The sequence below is a fragment of the Xanthomonas sontii genome, assembly GCF_040529055.1.
Taxonomy (GTDB): domain Bacteria; phylum Pseudomonadota; class Gammaproteobacteria; order Xanthomonadales; family Xanthomonadaceae; genus Xanthomonas_A; species Xanthomonas_A sontii.
On the sequence record NZ_CP132342.1, the window covers coordinates 861,586 to 881,840 of the forward strand.

At 69.4% G+C, this 20,255-nt stretch carries 17 protein-coding genes; 11 read left to right on the plus strand and 6 right to left on the minus strand.

Going from position 1 to position 20,255, the window contains the following annotated elements; all coding sequences use genetic code 11:
* Position 1: 1 nt before the first annotated feature.
* Positions 2-892 carry a phenylalanine 4-monooxygenase gene (phhA, locus tag RAB70_RS03710; RefSeq protein ID WP_148827396.1) on the minus strand — a complete coding sequence of 297 codons (891 nt, stop codon included), beginning with the start codon at positions 890-892 and terminating at the stop codon, positions 2-4.
* 127 nt (positions 893-1,019) lie between these two features.
* On the opposite strand from phhA, the gene RAB70_RS03715 reads away from it, so the two are divergent.
* The 4 genes from RAB70_RS03715 to RAB70_RS03730 all read left to right on the plus strand — a co-directional run bounded on the left by RAB70_RS03715 (position 1,020) and on the right by RAB70_RS03730 (position 6,300).
* Entirely contained in the window at positions 1,020-1,499 is a 480-nt protein-coding gene (locus tag RAB70_RS03715; RefSeq protein WP_010343045.1) for an Lrp/AsnC family transcriptional regulator, read from the plus strand.
* 233 nt (positions 1,500-1,732) lie between these two features.
* On the plus strand, positions 1,733-3,934 hold the full coding sequence (locus RAB70_RS03720) for a TonB-dependent siderophore receptor (RefSeq protein ID WP_148827394.1): 2,202 nt from the start codon (positions 1,733-1,735) through the stop codon (positions 3,932-3,934).
* 132 nt (positions 3,935-4,066) lie between these two features.
* The gene (locus tag RAB70_RS03725; RefSeq protein ID WP_170268208.1) at positions 4,067-4,939 is read left to right on the plus strand and encodes a hypothetical protein; all 873 of its coding nucleotides are present in this window, start codon (positions 4,067-4,069) and stop codon (positions 4,937-4,939) included.
* Between the two features lie 32 nt (positions 4,940-4,971).
* On the plus strand, positions 4,972-6,300 hold the full coding sequence (locus tag RAB70_RS03730; protein ID WP_043082768.1) for an XVIPCD domain-containing protein: 1,329 nt from the start codon (positions 4,972-4,974) through the stop codon (positions 6,298-6,300).
* Between the two features lie 169 nt (positions 6,301-6,469).
* Here RAB70_RS03730 and RAB70_RS03735 read toward each other — a convergent pair whose 3' ends face one another.
* Both RAB70_RS03735 and RAB70_RS03740 read right to left on the minus strand, forming a co-directional pair.
* A complete protein-coding gene (locus RAB70_RS03735; protein WP_148827390.1) occupies positions 6,470-7,504 on the minus strand; it encodes a patatin-like phospholipase family protein in 1,035 nt (344 codons plus the stop codon).
* A 207-nt stretch (positions 7,505-7,711) separates the two neighbouring features.
* Positions 7,712-8,725 carry a TIGR00266 family protein gene (locus tag RAB70_RS03740; RefSeq protein WP_017917182.1) on the minus strand — a complete coding sequence of 338 codons (1,014 nt, stop codon included), beginning with the start codon at positions 8,723-8,725 and terminating at the stop codon, positions 7,712-7,714.
* A gap of 281 nt (positions 8,726-9,006) precedes the next feature.
* On the opposite strand from RAB70_RS03740, the gene RAB70_RS03745 reads away from it, so the two are divergent.
* The 3 genes from RAB70_RS03745 to RAB70_RS03755 are packed head-to-tail and all read left to right on the plus strand — an operon-like array spanning position 9,007 to position 12,794.
* A complete protein-coding gene (locus RAB70_RS03745; RefSeq protein WP_148827388.1) occupies positions 9,007-10,176 on the plus strand; it encodes a hypothetical protein in 1,170 nt (389 codons plus the stop codon).
* Positions 10,177-10,186: 10 nt separating this feature from the next.
* Positions 10,187-10,606 carry a hypothetical protein gene (locus RAB70_RS03750; protein WP_017917181.1) on the plus strand — a complete coding sequence of 140 codons (420 nt, stop codon included), beginning with the start codon at positions 10,187-10,189 and terminating at the stop codon, positions 10,604-10,606.
* Between the two features lie 19 nt (positions 10,607-10,625).
* Positions 10,626-12,794: a methyl-accepting chemotaxis protein gene (locus tag RAB70_RS03755; protein ID WP_148827386.1), complete on the plus strand. Its 2,169-nt coding sequence runs from the start codon at positions 10,626-10,628 to the stop codon at positions 12,792-12,794.
* Between the two features lie 52 nt (positions 12,795-12,846).
* Here RAB70_RS03755 and RAB70_RS03760 read toward each other — a convergent pair whose 3' ends face one another.
* From RAB70_RS03760 to RAB70_RS03770, 3 genes are all read right to left on the minus strand, one after another.
* A complete protein-coding gene (locus RAB70_RS03760; RefSeq protein ID WP_148827384.1) occupies positions 12,847-13,683 on the minus strand; it encodes a phosphatase PAP2 family protein in 837 nt (278 codons plus the stop codon).
* A 198-nt stretch (positions 13,684-13,881) separates the two neighbouring features.
* Positions 13,882-14,667, minus strand: a complete 786-nt coding sequence (locus tag RAB70_RS03765; protein WP_017917642.1) for a rhomboid family intramembrane serine protease — start codon at positions 14,665-14,667, stop codon at positions 13,882-13,884.
* A 102-nt stretch (positions 14,668-14,769) separates the two neighbouring features.
* Entirely contained in the window at positions 14,770-15,723 is a 954-nt protein-coding gene (locus RAB70_RS03770; protein ID WP_010343036.1) for a TerC family protein, read from the minus strand.
* 258 nt (positions 15,724-15,981) lie between these two features.
* Between RAB70_RS03770 and RAB70_RS03775 the strand changes: the two genes are divergently transcribed.
* The 4 genes from RAB70_RS03775 (at position 15,982) to RAB70_RS03790 (ending at position 19,499) form a co-directional block, all read left to right on the plus strand.
* Positions 15,982-17,163 (plus strand): class I SAM-dependent rRNA methyltransferase, encoded by a 1,182-nt coding sequence (locus tag RAB70_RS03775; RefSeq protein ID WP_148827381.1) that lies wholly within the window; start codon positions 15,982-15,984, stop codon positions 17,161-17,163.
* 10 nt (positions 17,164-17,173) lie between these two features.
* Complete coding sequence (locus tag RAB70_RS03780; protein ID WP_148827379.1) at positions 17,174-17,857, plus strand: YafY family protein; 684 nt, start codon at positions 17,174-17,176, stop codon at positions 17,855-17,857.
* 59 nt (positions 17,858-17,916) lie between these two features.
* Positions 17,917-18,219, plus strand: a complete 303-nt coding sequence (locus RAB70_RS03785; protein WP_017917639.1) for an antibiotic biosynthesis monooxygenase — start codon at positions 17,917-17,919, stop codon at positions 18,217-18,219.
* Positions 18,220-18,341: 122 nt separating this feature from the next.
* On the plus strand, positions 18,342-19,499 hold the full coding sequence (locus RAB70_RS03790; RefSeq protein ID WP_148827378.1) for a glycerate kinase: 1,158 nt from the start codon (positions 18,342-18,344) through the stop codon (positions 19,497-19,499).
* The last annotated feature ends 756 nt before the right edge of the window (positions 19,500-20,255 follow it).

Genomic DNA, 20,255 nt, shown 5'->3' on the forward strand with positions numbered 1-20,255 from the left:
TTCACACGTCGCCGCCGTCCGCCCAGCCTTCGCCGCTGCCGGCATGGAACACGCGGTCCTGCGCCTGCACCTGGCCAGCCGGCAGATGCGCCTGGTCGGCCAGTGCCGCATAGATCGGGGTGAAATCCGGCGAGGTCGCCTGCATCAGCTGTTCGAAGCTGTCGATGACGAAGTAGGTCTTCTGGTAGGTGTCGATGCGGTAGCGGGTGCGCATGATCCGCTGCAGGTCGAAGCCGATGCGGTTGGGTGCGCCCGACTCCAGCGAGTAGAGCGATTCGCCCTTCGACGAGACGATGCCGGCGCCGTAGATGCGCAGGCCGTCGGGGGTGTCGATCAGGCCGAACTCCACCGTGTACCAGTACAGCCGGGTCAGGTTCTGCAGCGCGTCCGGGCCGATCGCGTGCGCCTTCACCCCGCCGCGGCCGTAGGCCTGCATGTAGTCGGCGAACAGCGGGTTCATCAGCAGCGGCACGTGGCCGAACAGGTCGTGGAACAGGTCCGGCTCGGCGATGTAGTCGATCTGTTCGGGACGGCGGATCCACCAGGTCACCGGGAAGCGGCGGTTGGCCAGGTGGTCGAAGAAGTCCAGCTCCGGCAGCAACCCTTCGACGCCGACCAGGGTCCAGCCGGTGGTCGCCTGCAGCACCGCGTTGAGCTCGTCGAAGCGCGGGATCGCCTGCGAACTCATGCCCATCGCGTCCTGCGCCTGCAGGAACTCGGCGCAGGCGCGGCCGACCAGCAGCTCGCGCTGGCGCGTGTACAGCGTGCCCCAGGTGGCGTGGTCGTCGGCGCTGTAGCTGTCCCACGGCTGGGTCACTACGGCCGTGGTGTAGACCGGCACGTAGCCCTTGTCGGTCTGCTGGTGTTCGACGCGGCGCGGTGCGGTGTCCATGGTCGACGCTCCGGAAAGGAATAGCCACGATGGTAGGCGCGCGGGCGCGCAATGGGCTTGCGAAGTTGCACGGATCGGCGCGCTGCGCGCAAGATTATTGCGTAGAAGCCATGTTGCAGAGCAATAAATGACCGGATCGCCGACCTTCGACCGCACCGACCTGCGCCTGCTCGCCCTGCTGCAGCGGGAAGGCCGCGCCAGCAATGCCGAACTGGCCGCGCAGGTGAACCTGTCGCCCTCGGCTTGCCTGCGCCGGGTGCAGCGGCTGGAGGCCGAGGGCGTGGTCGCCGGCTACGCCGCGCGGCTGGTGCCGGCGGCGATCGGCCTGGGCCTGCAGGCCTTCGTGCGCGTGCAGCTGGAGAAGCACGGCCAGAGCGGCATCGCCCATTTCGCCGACAGCGTGCAAGGCTGGGACGAGGTGGTCGCCTGCCATGCGCTGACCGGCGACATGGACTACCTGTTGCACGTCTACGTCCGCGATCTGGCGCACTTCTCCGCGTTTCTGCTGGACAAGTTGCTCAACGCCGCCGGCGTCGCCGACGTCAATTCCAGCTTCGTGCTGCGCACGGTCAAGGACTTCGCCGGCCTGCCGTTGCCGCGCGGCTAGCGGGAACGCTGCGGATGTGTCGCAGCGTGTCGGCGCGTGGCCGCCCTTGTTAAGTTTTTGCTAACGATTTACATTTGCGTTCTGCGACGGCCATCCACGGCCACAGCCCCTCCGCCAGCCCTGCCGGGCCAGCCACGCCGGTTTCCGCCGTGGAGTGCGGCTGCGCCTGTCCTTTTCCTGCCACCCGCGGCGCGACCGTGTCGCCCCGTGCCCAAACTTCGCGAGATCGATTCATGCTTTCCTCCGCTCCACGCCGTCTGCTGTCCCTCGCCGTGCTGTCCGCGCTCTCCGCCGCCTCGGCACCGCTGCTCGCCGCAGAAGCCGAGGCCGCGGCCGACGTGCAGCCGACCACGCTGGACAAGGTCGAGGTCAGCGGCAGCCCGTCGCGCGCGCAGCCGTCCACCACCACCCGCCTGCCGCTGACGCTGCAGGAGACGCCGCAGTCGGTGAGCGTGCTGGGCCAGCAGCGGCTGGAAGAGGAATCGCTGTTCAGCGTCAACGACGTCATGCGCAACGTCACCGGCGTCAACGTGTCCTTCTACGACACCCAGCGCCCGCTGTACTTCGCGCGCGGCTTCCAGATCACCGACTTCCAGGTCGACGGCCTGCCCACCTACAGCGGTTCGACCAACCAGGAATACGACATGGTCTTCTACGACCGCGTCGAGGTGATCCGCGGCGCCAACGGCCTGCTCAGCGGCGCCGGCATTCCCTCGGCCACGGTCAACCTGCTGCGCAAGCGCCCCGGCAAGAGCTTCGATGCGTCGTTCGCGGCCTCGCTCGGCACCTGGGACTTCCGCCGCACCCAGGCCGACGTCACCGCGCCGCTGACCGCCGACGGCCGCTTCCGCAGCCGTTTCGTCGCCGCCTGGCAGGACCGCGGCTACTACTACGACCACTACACCGAGCAGAAGATGTCGGGCATGGCGGTGCTGGAAGGCGACCTGACCGACACCACCACGGTCACCGTCGGCTACCAGCGCCAGGACAACGACCCGGTCGGCTCGACCTGGGGCACGGTGCCGTACTTCTTCGCCGACGGCGCGTACGCCGACCTGCCCACGTCCACCAACCTGGCGCCGAAGTGGGCGCGCTGGCAGCGCAACACCCGCACCACCTTCGCCAACCTGGAACAGCGCTTCGGCGACAACTGGCTGCTGAAGGTCAACCTGGCGCGCACCGAGGGCGAGGTCGAAAACCTGCGCGTCTACGGCAGCGGCTATCCCAAGCGCGACGGCAGCGGCATCTACCTGCGCGCCGCCGCCGGGCAGACCACCGACACCCGCGACGGCCTGGACGTGTACCTGTCCGGCAGCTTCCCGCTGTTCGGCCGCGACCACGACCTGGTCCTCGGCGGCAGCTGGCAGGACCTGCAGTCGAACACGCCGACCCTGGCGCTGCGCTATCCGGGCGACTGGACCACCTGCGGCCGCGAACGCTGCTACTACATCCCCAACGTCTACGACTGGCACGGCGACGTGGGCCAGATCACCACCGCGCGTACCGGCGCGCGGCGCGAGGCACGCACCACCCAGCGCGGCGTGTACGCCTCCACCCGGCTGCGCCTGGCCGAACCGCTGTCGCTGATTGCCGGCGCACGTCTGAGTTCCTGGCAGACCCGCACCCAGGCCTTCGCCGCCGACGGCAGCTACACCGGCACCAGCGGCCGCTACCGGGTCAGCGACGAGGTCACGCCCTACGTCGGCCTGGTCTACGACCTCACCCCGGCCATCTCCACCTACGCCAGCTACACCGAGATCTTCAATCCGCAGAACTACAAGGACAAGGACAACAACCTGCTGGCGCCGGTGCAGGGCTCCAACCTGGAAGCGGGCATCAAGGCGCAGTTGGCCGACGGCCGCGCGCTGCTCAGCGCGGCGGTGTTCGAGGCCAGGCAGGACAACTACGCGGTGCGCGACATGACCCAGCCCGAAGCCTCGCTGCCCGACGGCAGCTCGGCCTACATCGGCGTCGACGGCACCAAGAGCCGCGGCTGGGAACTGGAATACAACGGCGAACTGCGCCCGGGCTGGACGCTCAATGCCGGCTACACCCACGCCAAGGTCACCCGCGCGCCCACCGACGCGATCTACGCCAACCTGCCGGAGGACTACCTGCAGCTGTCCACCCAGGTGCGCCTGCCCGGCGCCTGGCAGCGCCTGAGCCTGGGCGGCGGCGTGAGCTGGCAGAGCGCGGTGCGCGGCTACAACATCCAGCGCCCGGTCGGCGACGGCAGCGCCGCCACGCGCCCGGTCACCGTGGTGCAGGACCCGTACGCGCTGGTGCATTTCAATGCCAACTACCAGCTCAGCACGCAGTGGACCGCGACCCTGGCGGTGACCAATGCATTGAACAAGAAGTACTGGGCCAACCTGGATTACCAGAACTACGGCGAGCCGCGGTTCGTCAGCTTTACCCTGCGCTGGCGGTACTGAGCGACGGCGCATGACAGGCAAGGACGCCCGTCGCGCAGCCCGGCATTGCTGCGATGGTGGTCGCCGTGGCGATGCGTGCCGATGGCCGGCACTGCGCGTCTATACTGCCGCCGCCATCATCGGAGGATGCAGATGCGACCCGTCACGCGCTTGGCCCAGTGCTTGTTGCTTGCCGGCATCCTGCCCCTGGCAGGGTGCGCACAGTCCGGCTCTGCCGACACGCCGGCGGCTACCTCCACCAATGCCCAGGGCTGCGTGAGACAGCGCCAGCTCGGCCCACAGGATCCGTTCAAGACGCCGCCGCCATTGATGGAGGCATGCCTGGGTCCGTACAAGCTACGCATTCCGGCCAACTACTTCGGCGACCAGATGGGGCCGAACTTCGACGACAGTTTCGGCCTGTACCTGGAATACCCGTCGCTGCAGCCGTTCGCACCGGGCGAACGCGCGCATCTGAGCCTGGATGTGTCGACGCGGACGGTCGATATCGGGTACCACTATTTGGATGGGGTGGACGTGCATGAGGCGCTACGCAGGCGCTACACCGGCTATTCCGCGGACAAGGAGAATCCGGCAGAGCATCTGCAGAGCCGTCTCAGGCAAAGTCCGGTATATGGGCTGACGCCCTACTATCCGGATCTTCCGAAAGTGTTTGCCTACTACAAGGCAAAGGGATACCGGGCGTCGGCGCCTGTGTTCAACGCGGAGGAGCACGATGATTGGTACGTCGAACGGGATGCACATGGCGAAATTCGCACCTTCATCAAGTGCACCTCGCATGTAGTGGCGGAAACCGGTGTGGAGTACCAGAAAGGAAAGCTGGTGCGTAGCCAAGACGCCGAACTTCCAGAGTGCCGTCATATCTTGGTGCTTCCCGACGTCAGTACGCTCGTGGAGGTGCGCTACGTGCGCGCTGCATTGCCGGACTGGAAAAGAATCGAGGATGCAGCGCGTAGCTATCTGGAGAAGTTCATGGTGAAAGGGAATCGGGCGCAGAACAGGTAGTTCTGTAGGCAAACGGCAAAGGAGCTCTGGGAATGAGTGGTCTGGACAAGGGCGATATCGCAGTTCTCGGTTACTACGCCGAACAGGGAAATCGAGAGCTTTATTGGAACTACCTCGCAAACAAGCAAGGCAACGACGGCTACGGGTTGCTCGCGCTCGGTGTCGTCCGCAACGATAACGCACCAGGTGCCACGGCAAACGCGTTCGCCGAGAGCCAGGCCCGTCGTGACGGCGTCGCGATGAGCGAACGGCAGTGGAACAAATTCGGCATTGATTTGATGAAGAGCGACTTCGAGAGTCGGCGAAGCTACTTCGACAATGGTCAACCCGCGCAGGCTCTGAATCTTCCAGTCAAGGACGTCGAAGCCGTCCATGACGCGACCTTCCAGAAGCATCACATCAACCCCAATGGCTGGACGCCGCGCGAACTGCTCGACGCCGCGCGCCGCCATGGTGGCGAGCCCGAAGCGGAGAAGGTCTGGTCGATGATGCTCGACAATTCCGCACTCGGCTTGAGCCGCGCCGGTTTCACCATGAACGACGTGCGCAAGTACGACGACGCGCAGCTGGATGCGATGTCCTATATCGGGCGCATGACCGCTGCGCGGGCGCTCGCGCACGAAGCGCGGCCGATCGCCGATCCGGAGCGGATCGGCGATCGGAGCGTCTACTACGAGCGCGATGCGCGGACCGGCAAATGGACCAACTGGGTCGATGGCGGCGAGCAGACCATCGCCCAGCCGGTGCGCGACCCGCAGCAGCTGCGCGAGCTTGACGATACGCGTGCACTGCGACTGGAGCGCCAGCAGTTACGCGAGCAGTTCCATCCCGAGGATCCGTACCGCCACCAGCCGATCCTGCGCAGCCCGCAGACGCTGGCCGAAGCCGATCCGGTCCAGGCGGGACCGGCGGTCGCGCAGGCCGCGCGCACGTCCGATCCCAGCGAGCCAGGCCATCGGCGTCATGCGCTGTACCAGCAGTGCGCCGCCGGCACCCAGGCGCTGGATCGGCAGTTGGGGCGCAGCCCCGATGCGGACAGCGCCTGCATGGCGGCCAGCGTCACCGACCTGGCCGCACGCAACGGTCTGCAGCGAGTGGATCACGTGCTGTTGAGCGAGCGCGGGCGCACGGCGCAGCCGGGCGAACTGGTGTTCGTCGTGCAGGGCGATCCGAAGGATCCGGCGCACCTGCGCGCGCACATGTCCACCGAAGAGGCGATCCGCACGCCGGTAGCGCAGTCCTTCGAGCGGCTTGCCGAGTTCGATCGGCAGCAGGCGTTGGTCCAGGCGCAGCAGGTCGCCCTGCATCAGGATGTCCACCAGCAGGACGCGCAGCGGCAGAGTGCGGTGCCGCGGATCTGAGTGACGCGACGCCTGCGGGACCTGTGGTCATGTCCGCAGTGCGCATGCTGGATGCGCCTGCTGTGCGTCCCACGCCAGGCGTCACAGCGGCGCGCGCGGTTCTGCAAATGTGACTGGAGTGCTTACCCTCACCCCCGGCCCCTCTCCCGGGGGAGAGGGGAGCGAATGCTCAGTCTTTCGGCTTGCAGGGATCGTCGCGGCGCAGCAGGCGGCCCAGTCGCGACTGCGGCTCGCACGGCGGCGGCGCCGGTTGCGCGGCCTTTGCCGCCGCGGCTGCGGCGGCCGCGCGCTGCTGCTGCAGTTGCGCCAGCTTGGCCTTGATCTGCGGCATCGCTGCCAGCGCGGCCTTTTCGCCTTCCAGGATCGCGGCGTTGCGCTGGGCGAAGTCGGCCGCGCCGATGTCGTTGACCTTGGGCCGGATCACGATGTCGGCGCGGCCCAGTTCCTGCTGGCCCAGGCGCTGGCCCATGATCGCGATCGACTGGTTGACGGTGCCGAGCATGCTGCCCGGGTTCTTGCCGCTGGCCTTGCTGGAGATGTCCACGGCGATGACGAAGTCGGCGCCGAGCTGGCGCGCCGCGTCCACCGGCACCGGGCTGACCACGCCGCCGTCCACGTAATGGAACTTGCCGATGGTCACCGGCTCGAACACGCCGGGGATGCTGCTGGACGCGCGCACCGCCTGGCCGGCATTGCCGCGCACGAACACGGTGCGCTCGCCGTCTTCCAGCCGGGTGGCGACCGCGGCGAACGGCTTGGCCAGCTTCTCGATCGGCTTGCCCTTGAGCTGGGCGTTGACGTAGTCCTGCAGCGCCTGGCCCTGCACCAGGCCGCCGGAGAACAGGCGCATGTCGCGGATGCTGCTCTCGTCCAGCGCCACCGCCGCCTGCTGCATCTGGAACGCGTCCATGCCGCTGGCGTACAGCGCGCCGACCACGCTGCCGGCGCTGGTGCCGGACACCACCGTCGGCTCCAGGCCATTGGCCTGCAGCATCTTGATCACGCCGATGTGGGCGAAGCCCTTGGCCGCACCGCCGCCCAGGGCGATGCCGATGCGCAGCGGCTGGGCGGCCGGCGTGGGCAGCGGTGCCGGTCCGCTCACCACCGGGGCCGGCGGCGCCGGCTTGGGTTCGCCGCCACAGGCGGCAAGCAGGCCGAACAGGGACAGGGACAGCAGCAGGCGCGGGGAACGGAACACGGTCATGGATGCGTCGCGGAAGGAAGAAGAAGGGAGGAGCCGGCGCGAGGATAGCCGCATCCTCCTGCACCGCCCACGACTGGAGGTCATGGGGTGGAGTGTGCGGGTGCTTGGGTGAGGGTGTGGAGGCTTGTACTACGCATTCTGCGAGACGCTGCGCGCCGTACCCTCACCCCAACCCCTCTCCCGGGGGAGAGGGGCGAATGCGCTGCTTTAGAAGTTGTTGTCGCCGTCGAGGATGCGGCCGAAGCCGCCCAGCACCGAGCCTTCGCCGCGGTTCTGCCCGCCGCCCTGCGGCGCGGCGGCGAACATACGTCCGGCCAAGCGCGAGAACGGCAGCGACTGCAGCCAGACCTTGCCGGGTCCGGTGAGGGTGGCCAGGAACATGCCTTCGCCGCCGAAGAACATGCTCTTGATGCCGCTGACCGGGCGCACGTCCATGTCCACCGAGGCGTGGAAGGCGACCACGCAGCCGGTGTCCACGTCCAGCCGCTCGCCGGCGGCCAGCTCGCGCTCGATCACGCAGCCGCCGGCATGCACGAACACCCAGCCGTCGCCCTCCAGCTTCTGCATGATGAAACCTTCGCCGCCGAACAGGCCGGTCATGATCTTGCGCTGGAAATGGATCCCCAGCGACACGCCGCGTGCGCCGGCCAGGAAGCTGTCCTTCTGGCAGATCAGGCGGCCGCCGTGCTGGTCCAGCTTCATCGCCAGCACCGTGCCGGGGTAGGGCGCGGCGAAGGCGACCTTGGCCTTGCCCTGGCCCTGGTGGGTGAACACCGTGGTGAACAGGCTCTCGCCGGTGACCAGGCGCTTGCCGGCCGACAGCAGCTTGCCCATCAGCCCGCCCTGGTTGCCGCCGGAACCGTCGCCGAACACGGTGTCCATCTGCACCGCCGCGTCCTTGAACATCAGGGCGCCGGCCTCGGCCACCGCGCTCTCGCCGGGGTCCAGCTCGATCTCCACGAACTGCATTTCGTGGCCGACGATGCGGAAGTCGATCTCGTCGGCACGGCCGCCTGCGGCCGGCGGCGGCGGCAGGCCCGGCGGCAGGAACGTCGCGCCGCCCTGCAGGGCCGCGATCTGCGCCACCGGCAGCCAGCCGTTCTGGCCCTGGCTCCAGGCCAGTGCCGTGGGGTTGTTGCGGGCGAAGGTGACTGCATCGGCATCGTCGAACGGGCCGGAGCGGGTCTGTTCGCTGCCGGTCAGAAAGTACCACTGGGTCATGGGTGCAGGTCCTTGGCGGGTCGTGGCGGCGAGTCTAGCGGGCTGCCGCGGCGGCCGACATCTGTCCAACGGCAGGGTGGCGGCTGCCACCGCTGGCCGGCCGTCAGGACACACCGCGGCCCGGGTTCTGAGAACCGTTCGTCGTAAAAACCATGACAGCGCTCAAGAACGCGCCGCGAACGCCTTATCGGCTCACTGCCGTCACGGGTCGCATCCACGGGGATAGGGATGCGGTCGGATCGTCGGCCATCGCCAACCCGCCATGCATCTGGGGAAATTCAATGAAATTCAAGGTTTTACTGTTGAGCGGTGCGCTGGCACTCGCCTCTGCCGGCAATGTCCAGGCCCAGGACGGCCCCGAGCTGTCCTTCAGCGGCTTCGGCACCCTGGGCCTGGTGCACTCCACCGAGGACCGTGCCGACTTCACGCCGGACCTGCAGACCACCGAAGGCGCCGGCGCCAGCCAGCGGACCTCGCCGCGTCCGGACTCGCGCATCGCCGGGCAGGTCAACGCCACCTTTACCGACAAGTTCAGCGGCGTGCTGCAGGTCACCAGCGAGTACGCCGAGCGCGCCTCGTATGCGCCGAAGGTCACCCTGGCCCACGTCAAGTACCAGTTCGCGCCGGACTTCGCGGTGCGTGTCGGCCGGATCACCGCGCCGCTGTACATGCTGTCCGAGTACCAGCGTGTCGGCTACGCCACGCCGTGGGTGCGTCCGCCCTACGAGGTCTACAACTACCTGATGGCGATGGACGGCGTGGAAGGCGTGTACACGCGCAATGTCGGCCAGAGCGTGCTCAGCGTGCAGGGCTTCTACGGCCGCATCGATTCCAAGAAGGCCGAAGTGCACGCGATGCGTGGCCTGTCGCTGGTGCTGGACCAGGGCGCTTCCACCTACCGCGTGGCCTACATCAAGGGCAATGCCGACTACCGCACTGACGATCTGGACCGCCTGTTCGGTCTGTACCGCCGGATCAACCCGGCTCTGGCCGAACGCCTGGACACCGTCGGCGTCGCCGGCAGCTTCGCCAGCGCCGGCTACAGCTACGATCCGGGTCCGTGGTTCGCGCGCGCCGAAGTCATCCGCGCCGACTACTCGCCTTCGCTCAACGGCAAGACCACCTCCGGCTACGTGAGCGCCGGTGCGCGCTTCGGCGCGCTGACCCCGTCGCTGACCTACGCCAACGTCGACAAGAAGGCACCGGTGATCGCGCCGGGCGCCGATCCGCTGGGGCTGATGACCCGCGCCGTCGCGCTCGCCGAGAACGGCCGCCACAGCTACACCGCCTCGCTGCGCTGGGACGTGTACGAGAACGTGGCCTTCAAGTTCCAGGCCAGCCACATCGTCAACAACGCCGGCTCGTACGGCAGCCTCGGCAACATCCAGCCGGTTTTCCGTCCTGGCGGCAGCTACAACCTGCTGTCGGCCTCCTTCGATTTCGTGTTCTGAGGACGACACCATGAATGCTTACAAGATTGCCGGCGCTGCAGCGCTGGCCCTGTTCTGCACCGCCGCGCAGGCCGAGGTGGTGGTGGTGATGTCGTCCAAGAGCCCGGTGGACAGCCTGAGCAAGGACCAGGTGTCGCAGATCTTCCTGGCCAAGTCCAACAGCCTGCCGGGCGGCGCGCAGGCCACGCCGATCGACCAGGACGAGGGCGCCAAGGCGCGCGAGGAGTTCTACAAGAAGGTCACCGGCCGCGATGCCGCGCAGCTGAAGTCGTACTGGTCGCAGCTGATGTTCACCGGCAAGGCGCAGCGTCCCAAGCACGTGGCCGGCGACGATGCGGTCAAGAAGGCGGTCGCCGCCTCGCCTGGCGCGATCGGCTACATCGATGCCGGCACGCAGGATGCGAGCGTCAAGGTCGTCTTCAAGCCCTAATTGCCTCCGGAGAGCCTCCATGATGAGACGTCTGCTTTCCCTGCCGTTGTTCTGGAAGATCCTGCTGCCGGCGGCGGTATCGATCCTGTGCCTGCTGGGCTACATCGGCTTCAGCACCGTGGTGTTCCAGCGCAACAACGGGCATCTGGAGGCGATCCGCGACGTGCACTTCCCGGTGCTGGACACCATGACGCGCAACGTCGCCGCGCTGGACAAGATCATCAATGGACTGAACGGCGCGGCGGCGGCCGGCGACATGGACATGCTCAAGGCGACCGCGCCGATCGCGTCGCAGATCCACGCGTCCTACCAGAAGCTGCAGCAGACCGACCCGGGCAATGCCCGGGAACTGGCGCGGCTGGGCAAGGAGTTCGACGAGTACTACGCGCATGCGGCGGCGGTGGCCGCGGCCTTCGCGCAGCAGCGCGAACCGGATGCGGCGCAGATGGAGGCGATGGCACCGTCGCTGGAGCGCTACCGCACCCATCTCAACGCGATGCACCACAGCGCCGACGCGCGCTTCCGCGCCACCGTGCAGAACGCCGTGGACAGTTCGATCGCCGCCAGCGTCGGCGGCCTGATCGTCGGCGTGCTCGGCGCGCTGGCCTGCATCGCCTTCGGCTGGATCGTCGCGCGCGCCATCACCCGTCCGTTGCGGCGTGCCATCCGCACCGCGCATGCGGTGTCGCAGGGCAAGCTGGACAACCCCATCGCCATCGACAGCGGCGATGAGGTCGGCCAGTTGCTGCAGGCCATGGACAGCATGCAGCGCCAGTTGCGCCGCGTGATCCAGGCACAGACCGAGATGGGCGCGCAGCACGAGGCCGGCGTCACCAGCCACCGCATCGTCGCCAGCGAGTTCCCCGGCGAGTTCGGCAGCATGGTCCAGGCCGGCAACGCGCTGGTCGAGGGGCACATCGCGGTGACCCTGCGCGTGGTCGAGCTGATCAAGCGCTATGCGCGCGGCGACCTGTCGCAGGAACTGGAAGCGTTGCCGGGCGAACGCGCGGTCATCACCCAGTCGCTCAACGACGTGCGCCGCAACCTGCTGCGGATCAATGGCGAAATCAAGCGGATGGCCGCGGCGGCGGCCGCCGGCGACTTCACCGCGCGCAGCGACGAGGCCGCCTTCGACTTCGACTTCCGGCAGATCCTGGTCGACCTCAATCAGCTGATGAGCACGGCCGACCGCAATCTCAACGCGCTTTCCTCGCTGCTGCAGGCGGTGGCCAGCGGCGACCTGACCGGGCGCATGCACGGCGAGTTCGAAGGCGTGTTCGCGCGGATGCGCGACGATGCCAATGCCACCGTCGCGCGTCTGACCGAGATCGTCGGTCGCATCCAGCACTCGTCGGCCGCGATCGATGCGGCCGCCGCCGAGATCGCCGCCGGCAACGACGACCTGTCGCGGCGCACCGAGCAGCAGGCGGCAAGCCTGGAAGAAACCGCCGCGTCGATGGAAGAACTGACCTCCACGGTCAAGCAGAACGCCGAGTACGCGCAGCAGGCCAACCGCCTGGCCGCCGGCGCGGCCGCGGTCGCCGTGCAGGGCGGCAACGTGGTCGGCCAGGTGGTGAGCACGATGGAGGGCATCGCGTCCTCGTCGCGGCGCATCGGCGACATCATCGGCGTGATCGACGGCATCGCCTTCCAGACCAATATCCTTGCGCTCAACGCCGCGGTGGAAGCCGCGCGTGCCGGCGAACAGGGCCGCGGCTTCGCGGTCGTCGCCAGCGAGGTGCGGACGCTGGCCCAGCGCTCGGCCAATGCGGCCAAGGAGATCAAGGGGCTGATCGACGAGTCGGTGGAGCGCGTGGCCGACGGCTCGGCCCTGGTCGGCCAGGCCGGCACCACCATGCAGGAGATCGTGGCCTCGGTGCAGCGCGTCACTGACATCATGGGCGAGATCTCGGCGGCCTCGCGCGAGCAGTCGGCCGGCATCGAACAGGTCAACACCACCGTGGCGCAGATGGACCAGGCCACCCAGCAGAACGCGGCGCTGGTCGAAGAAGCCACGGCCTCTGCGCGCGCCATGGAAGAGGAGGCCGGGCAACTGAGCCAGTCGGTCGCGCTGTTCCGCCTGGCCGCGCCGGCGCCCGCAGCCAGACCGGCGCAGGTGTCGCGGCTTGCGGAAGACACCGCGGCGTCGTCGCCGGCCGTGGCGGTGGAGGACGCGCTCGACGCGTGAGGTGTCGGCCGCCGTGCGCGTGGCCGTCGTGTGGCCGCGCGCGGCGGTCGCCTTACAGCGCGCTGGCCGGGCGCACCTGCAGAACCGCGTTCTCCGCGGCGCAGTCGCCTGCCGGCATCCGCCCGATCGCGCGGGCGGCGGCGATCTCGCCGCGCGCCGCGGCCAGGTCGGCGTTGAAGGTCGGGTCGTCGTGCAGCCGCGCCACCGTGGCCGCGCCCATGAAGCGGCCGGCGAGCACGTCGCTCTGCCAGTGCACGTTGCACACCAGCCGGCTCTCGCCGTAGTTGCGACCACGCGCGATCAGCGCAGTGGCGCGCTCGGGCGCGATCTCGCTCAGGATCAGCGCCCAGGCCCAGCCGATGGCGCTGTGTCCTGACGGATAGGAGCCGCTCTGGCGCAGGTCGTCGAGATCGCCCGGGGTGCACACCGCCTGCGCGTTGCGCAGGAACGGCCGCGCGCGCTGGTACCGGCGCTTGGCCGCCTTGGTGGCGGCACTGGCGTCGATGCGGCTGCGCTCCAGCAAGGTGTACAGATGCGGGGTGTGCTGCGCATCGATCGCCACGCCCAGCGCGCAGGCGAACTGGCCGGCGCCGTTCGGGAAGCTCAGGTCGGCATCGCGCGCGGCCTGTTGCCAGCGCGCGCTGCCGCGCAGGGCCAGCGCCTCGCGGTTGATCGCCAGGTCCAACGCCTCACCCGGCGAGTCGGCTGCCGGCGGCGCCGGCAGCAGCTGCAGGCTGTCCGGCACCGCCGCGGCCGGCAGATAGCCCACCGCCTTGGCCGGCGCAGGCGCAGGCGCCGGTGCACGCAGCGCGGGACCGCTGCAGGCGGCCAGGGCGAGCGCCAGCACCACGGCGACGGAACGGACACGACAGGCGGGCGACACGGGCATGCGGACTCGGACAGCGACGGCGGATCGGTCAGTGTACGGCGCGATGCAGGGACGGGTCGCCCGAGGCGGCATGCCGCGGCGCGCGACTGCGGAGAGGAGCGGCTTCAGCCGCGACGGGCGTGACCGGGAAGGCCCGTCGCGGCTGAAGCCGCTCCCACGGAAGCAGGTTTGCGTATTTCTGGAAGCACCGTTCCCGCCTCAGCCCCCGTCACGCTCCTCGCGCGGCGGGAAGCGCAGCACGACCCCGCGCGGCGGCGCCGGCGGTGGCTGCCACAGCACCGGCACCTGGGTCGGCGGCGGCGGTTCCAGTTCGTCGTCGGCGGCGAGGATCTCGTCGGTGTCCTCCTCGTCCTCCCAGCTGTAGCGCTTGCGCGGTGGCAGCGGATCGCGATGGCGCAGCAGCAGCGCGGCGACCACGCCGCCCACCGCGCCGCCCAGGTGCGATTGCCAGGACACCCCGTCCTCGTGCGGCAGCACCGTCACCAGCATGCCGCCGTAGAACAGGAAGGCGATCATGCTGGCGGCGATCGCGGCGCGGTCGCGGCGCAGCAAGGCCAGCACGAACACCAGGAACAGCAGGCCGTGAGCGACGCCGCTGGCGCCCAGGTGATGGCTGCCGGGATCGCCGAGCCACCAGGCGCCCAGGCCCGAGCCCAGCCACAGCAAGGGCAGCCCGGCCAGGGTGGCGCGCGGATACACGCTGCCGGCCAGGGTGCCCAGGATCAGCAGGGCGCCGGCATTGGCCCCCAGATGCTCCAGCGAGCCGTGCAGCAGCGGTGCGGTCAGCACGCCGAGCAGGCCGGCGGCCGTGTGCGGCGCGACCGCCCAGGGCCGCCAGTCGAACAGGCCCTGGCTGGCGAATACCGCCACCAGCACCGCCACGAAGGCCAGGCTGACATTGAACGCGCGCAGGATCCGCGCGCGGTCGAAGCGGCCCTGCGCATCGGGTTCGGGCGTGGGCGAGGGGAGCGAAGAGGTGTCCATGCTCCCTGGATGGCGGCGCCGGGCGTCCAAGGCAAGGCGCTGCCGATGGGAGGGACTGGCCGCGGCCGCGGGACAATCCGCGGCCGCGGCGCCCGCGCCGGGTCAGTGCGCCGGCTTGGCCGGGCGCAGCAGGCTCAGCACCACGGTGGCGCCGATCACCACCGCCACCGCCAGCAGCGACACCAGCACCGGGATCTTGTACAGGTCGATGATCAGCATCTTGGTGCCGATGAACACCAGCACGATCGCCAGGCCGTAGGGCAGCAGGTGGAAGCGGTCGGCCATGCCCGCCAGCAGGAAGAACATCGCGCGCAGGCCCAGCACCGCGAACACGTTGGAGGTCAGCACGATGAACGGGTCGGTGGTGATCGCGAAGATCGCCGGGATGCTGTCCACCGCGAAGATCACGTCGGTGATCGCGATCAGCATCAGCACCGCGAACAGCGGGGTGAACCAGCGCTTGCCTTCCTGGGTCACGCTCAGCGCGTTGCCGTGGTACTGCGGGGTCAGGCGCAGATGCTTGCGCATGAAGCGCAGCACCGGGTTGGCCTCCAGGTCCGGCTCCTTGCCCGCCGAGAACCACATCTTGATGCCGGTCAGCAGCAGGAACGCGCCGAACACGTACAGCAGCCAGTGGAACTTGGTCAGCAGCACCGAGCCGGCGAAGATCATCACCGCGCGCAGCACGATCGCGCCGAGCACGCCGATCACCAGCACGCGCTGGCGCTGCTCCTCCGGCACCGCGAAGTAGCTCATGATCATCAGGAACACGAAGATGTTGTCGACCGCCAGCGACTTCTCGACCAGGTAGCCGGTCAGGAACTCAAGGCCCAGGCGGTTGCCGGTGGCCACGTCGATGGTCTCGCGCAGGTACCACCACAGGCCGGCGTTGAACGCCAGCGCCAGCGCGATCCAGCCGATGCTCCACCACAGCGCTTCCTTGAAGGTGACCTTGTGCGGACCGCCGTGGCGCATCAGCACCAGGTCCGCCAGCAGCGCCACGACCACCACGATCGCGAAACCGCCCCACAACCACACGTTGCCTATCGTTTCCATTGGGAATTTTCCGTCAGTGAACAGGGAACCTCGGGGCCGCGGTGGCGGAGGCGTTCCGGACGGAGACGACGGATGTCGTCCAGAGGGTGCCTTCGCCACTGCGGCGAAGGTCTCGCTCGCAGCCGATGCACCGGCTGCCGTTGCACCGGAGCCCGCGGGCTCGAATTGACGGCGACAACGTCGGGAGCTACTCCCCTTCTTCGCGCATTCTTGCGGCTGCCGGCGGTGCCGTCAATCGGGGCGGCTACAATGGCGTTCATGAATAGTCCCCTGCCCGTAGTCCGCCTCAAGAACGCCTGGCGCTCCAGCCATCCTTGGATCTTCCAGAAACTGGTCGAAAAACCCGCCGCCAAGCCCAAGCCGGGCGCGCTGGTGGACGTGGTCGGGGTGGACGGCGACTGGATCGGCCGCGGCTTCTACAACGGCCACTCGCGCATCGCCGTGCGCATCCTCGAGACCCACCCCGACATCGCGGTCGACGAGTCCTGGTTCGCGCGCAAGATCGCCGAGGCGGTGTCGCTGCGCCGTGACGTGCTCAAGCTGGACGCGATCAGCGATGCCTGGCGCGTGGTGCATGCCGAGGGCGACGGCCTGTCCGGCCTGGTGGTGGACCGCTACGGCGACCTGCTGGTGGTGGAATTCTTCAGCGCCGGCATGTTCCGCCACCGCGAGTGGATCTACGCCGCGCTGCGCGCGCAGTTCCCCGGCGCGCGCTTCTACAGCTTCGCCGAAGAGCACGTGCAGAAGCAGGAGAGCTTCGACTACCGGCCGGTGTCCAGCAGCGGCGAGCGCCCGGAGCCGGCGATCATCAGCGAGTACGGCGTGCGCTTCCGCGCCGATCCGGCCGGCGCGCACAAGACCGGCTTCTTCGCCGACCAGCGCGAGAACCGCCAGTGGCTGAGCCAGCAGGTGGAGGGCAAGCGCGTGCTCGACCTGTGCTGCAACACCGGCGGCTTCGCGGTGTACGCCAAGGTCCGCGGCGCCAGCGAGGTGGTCGGTGTGGACATCGACGAGGACGTGATCGAGATCGCCAAGGGCAACGCCCGCCTCAACGACGTGCGCCCCAAGTTCGTGCAGGCCGACATCTTCCCGTACCTGCGCGATGCCGCCGCCCGCGGCGACCAGTACGACGTGGTGATCCTGGACCCGGCCAAGATGACCCGCGACCGCGACCAGGTGATCCCGGCGCTGAAGAAGTACCTGGACATGAACAAGCTGGCGCTGGGCGTGGTCGCCCCGGGCGGCCTGTTCGCCACCTTCTCCTGCACCGGCCTGGTCGCCGAGCACGAGTTCCTGGACATGCTGCGCCGCGCCGCTTATTTCTCCGGCCGCACCATCCAGATCCTGAAGGTGGCCGGCGCCGGCGCCGACCACCCGTTCATGGCCCACGTGCAGGAATCGCGCTACCTCAAGGCGGTGTTCTGCCGCGTGCTGGACTAGCGCACCGCGCATGCGCAAGGCCGAGCGTCTGTTCCAGCTGGTCAACCTGATCCGGGTGCGCCAGCCGGTGACGGCCGCCGTGCTCGCCGCCGAGCTGGGCCTGTCGGTGCGCAGCATCTACCGCTACCTCGACGATCTCTCGCTCGGCGGCATTCCGGTCTACGGCGAGGCGGGCGTCGGCTATCGCCTGGATCCGCAGTTCGCGTTGCCGCCGCTGGCGCTGTCGCGCGAGGAGGTCGAGGCCTTGCACCTGGCGGTTGAGATGCTCGCCTGCAGCGGCGGCGGTCATCTGCAGCCGGCCGCGCGCGCCTTGTTGCACAAGCTGCAGGCCGCCATGCCCGCGCCGGCGCCCACGCCGCGGGTGGCGCGTGCGTTGCGCGCCGAGCCGGTGGCCTTGCCGTGCTGGCAGGCGCTGCACGCCGCCATCGCGCAGCGCCGGAGCGTGCGCCTGCGCTATCGCAGCCTGCAGGGCGAAACCAGCGAGCGCGCGGTGCTGCCGCTGGGGCTGTTCCACTGGGGACAGCACTGGACGCTGGGCGGCTGGTGCGGGTTGCGCGCCGCGTATCGCGATTTCCGCCTGGATCGGATCGAGGCGGTGCAGGCCTGCGCGGCGCCGCTTCCGGTCCCGGCACACGTGGCGCTGGACGCGTATCTCCAGCACCAACGCGCAGCCTGGGCGCAGCGCGGGCACTGACACCCCGGTGTCAGCAGGGCCGCCGCAGACTGCCGGCTCCTTCACTCCGGAATGCCCGCATGTCCCACCCCAACTGCGTCCTCGAACTGGCCGTGTTCACCGTCAAGCCCGCTGCGCGCGAGCGCATGCCGGCGCTGCGCCAGCAGCTGCGCGCGGTGCTCGCCGATTTTCCCGGCCTGCTCGATTACCGTGCGTATGCGCCGCTGGATGGCGACGACCAGTTCGTCGACATCGCATATTGGCGCGACCTGGCCAGCGCGCAGGCGGCTGCCGAGGCCTTCGCCAGCGGCGATGCCCGCTTCGCGCCCTATGCCGCGGCCATCGCCGAACTGCAGGTGATGCGGCACCTGGCGCCCGCCTGAGCGTGCGGAGTGCGCCATCGCGCCGGCCGCGACTAAGATCGGCCGATGGTTCTCTCGAACGCACGCATGAAGCAGCCCGCCTCGCCCGGTGCGAGGGTGTGGTCGGTCGCCGCACTCGCTGCATGAAGATCGTCATCGCCCCGGACGCGTTCAAGGAAAGCCTGTCCGCGGCGGAGGCGGCCGCGCAGATTGCGGCCGGCTTCCGCAGCGTGTTCCCGGAGGCGCAGTACGTGCTGCTGCCGTTCGCCGACGGCGGCGAGGGCACGGTGGACGCGCTGGTCGCCGCTGGCGGTGGGCGCCGGGTCGCCTGCACGGTGACCGGGCCGCTGGGCGCGCCGGTCGCCGCGCAGTTCGGCCTGAGCGAGGACGGCGGCACCGCCCTGATCGAGATGGCCGCGGCCAGCGGGCTGATGCTGGTGCCGCCGCAACAGCGCGATCCATGCCTGACCGGCACCCGCGGCGTCGGCGAACTGATCCTGGCCGCGCTGGATGCCGGCGCGCGCCGGCTGCTGATCGGCATCGGCGGCAGCGCCAGCAACGACGGCGGCGCCGGCATGGCGCAGGCCCTGGGCGTGCGCCTGCTGGACGCGCACGGCCGCGACCTGGCCGCCGGCGGCGCGGCGCTGGGCGCGCTGGCGCGCATCGAACCGGACGGCCTGGACCCGCGACTGCGCGACTGCACCATTGAGGTCGCCTGCGATGTCGACAACCCGCTGATCGGGCCGAGCGGCGCCTCGGCGGTGTTCGGGCCGCAGAAAGGCGCCACGCCGGCGATGGTCGCGCAGCTCGATGCCGGGTTGCAGCACTACGCCGAGGCGATCGAACGCACCTTGGGCGTGGCGGTGGCGCAACTGCCCGGCGCCGGCGCGGGCGGCGGCATCGGCGCGGCCCTGCTCGCCTTCCTCGGCGCGCGGCTGCGCCCGGGCGTGGAGATCGTCGCGCAGGCGCTGGGGCTGGAAGCGCACCTGGCCGGCGCCGATCTGCTGGTCACCGGCGAAGGCCGCCTGGACGGGCAGAGCGCGCAGGGCAAGGTGCCGGTCGGCCTCGCCCGCATCGCCCGACGCCACGGTGTGCCGGTGCTGGCCATCGCCGGCGGCCTGGGCGAGGGCGCGGCGGATCTGCAGGCGCAGGGGATCGACGCGCTGTTCGGCGCGGTGCAACGCGTGTCCACGCGCGAGGCCGCGCTGGCCGACGCCGCCGACGCCCTGCGCCAGGCCGCGCGCAACGTGGCCGCGGCGATCGCCCTGGGCCAGCGCCTCGGCGGCTCCCGGGCGCAATAGCGGCGCTCGGCTTGGGCGGCGCGCTGCAGCCGCGGCGTTGGGAATCCCGTGTGGGAGGGACTTCAGTCCCGACGCGGTGACTGGTGATTGCCGCAGGGCCCCGCGAGGCCGTTGCCCCGCGCGTCGCGGCTGAAGCCGCTCCCACATGTGGGCATGTCGCCAGCGGATGCGCCACGTGCAGGCATGCCTTGTGGGAGGGATTTCAGTCCGGACCCGATGACCGGTGGTTACCGCAGGGCCCCGCGAGGCGGCTGCCCCGCGCGTCGCGGCTGAAGCCGCTCCCACATGTGGGTATGTCGCCAGCGGATGCGCCACGCGCAGGCAAGCCTTGTGGGGGGGACTTCAGTCCCGACGCGATGACCGGTAGTTACCGCAGGACCCCGCGAGGCGGCTGCCCCGTGCGTCGCGGCTGAAGCCGCTCCCACGCGTGGGTATGTCGCCAGCGGATGCGCCACGTGCAGGCAAGCCTTGTGGGAGGGACTTCAGTCCCGACGCGGTGACCGGTGGTTACCGCAGGACCCCGCGAGGCTGCCCCGCGTGTCGCGGCTGAAGCCGCTCCCACACGTGCGTATGTCGCCAGCGGATGCGCCACGTGCACGCGCAGGCAAGCCCTGTGGGAGGGACTTCAGTCCCGACGCGACGACTGTCGGCTGCCGCAATGCTGGCAGGGAAGCCTGTCCCCAAGCCAGGCCTGACGTCGGCGCGCGCCCGCTGCGACCAATCCCGAATCCCCAATCCCAACCCCCCAGGGACCGC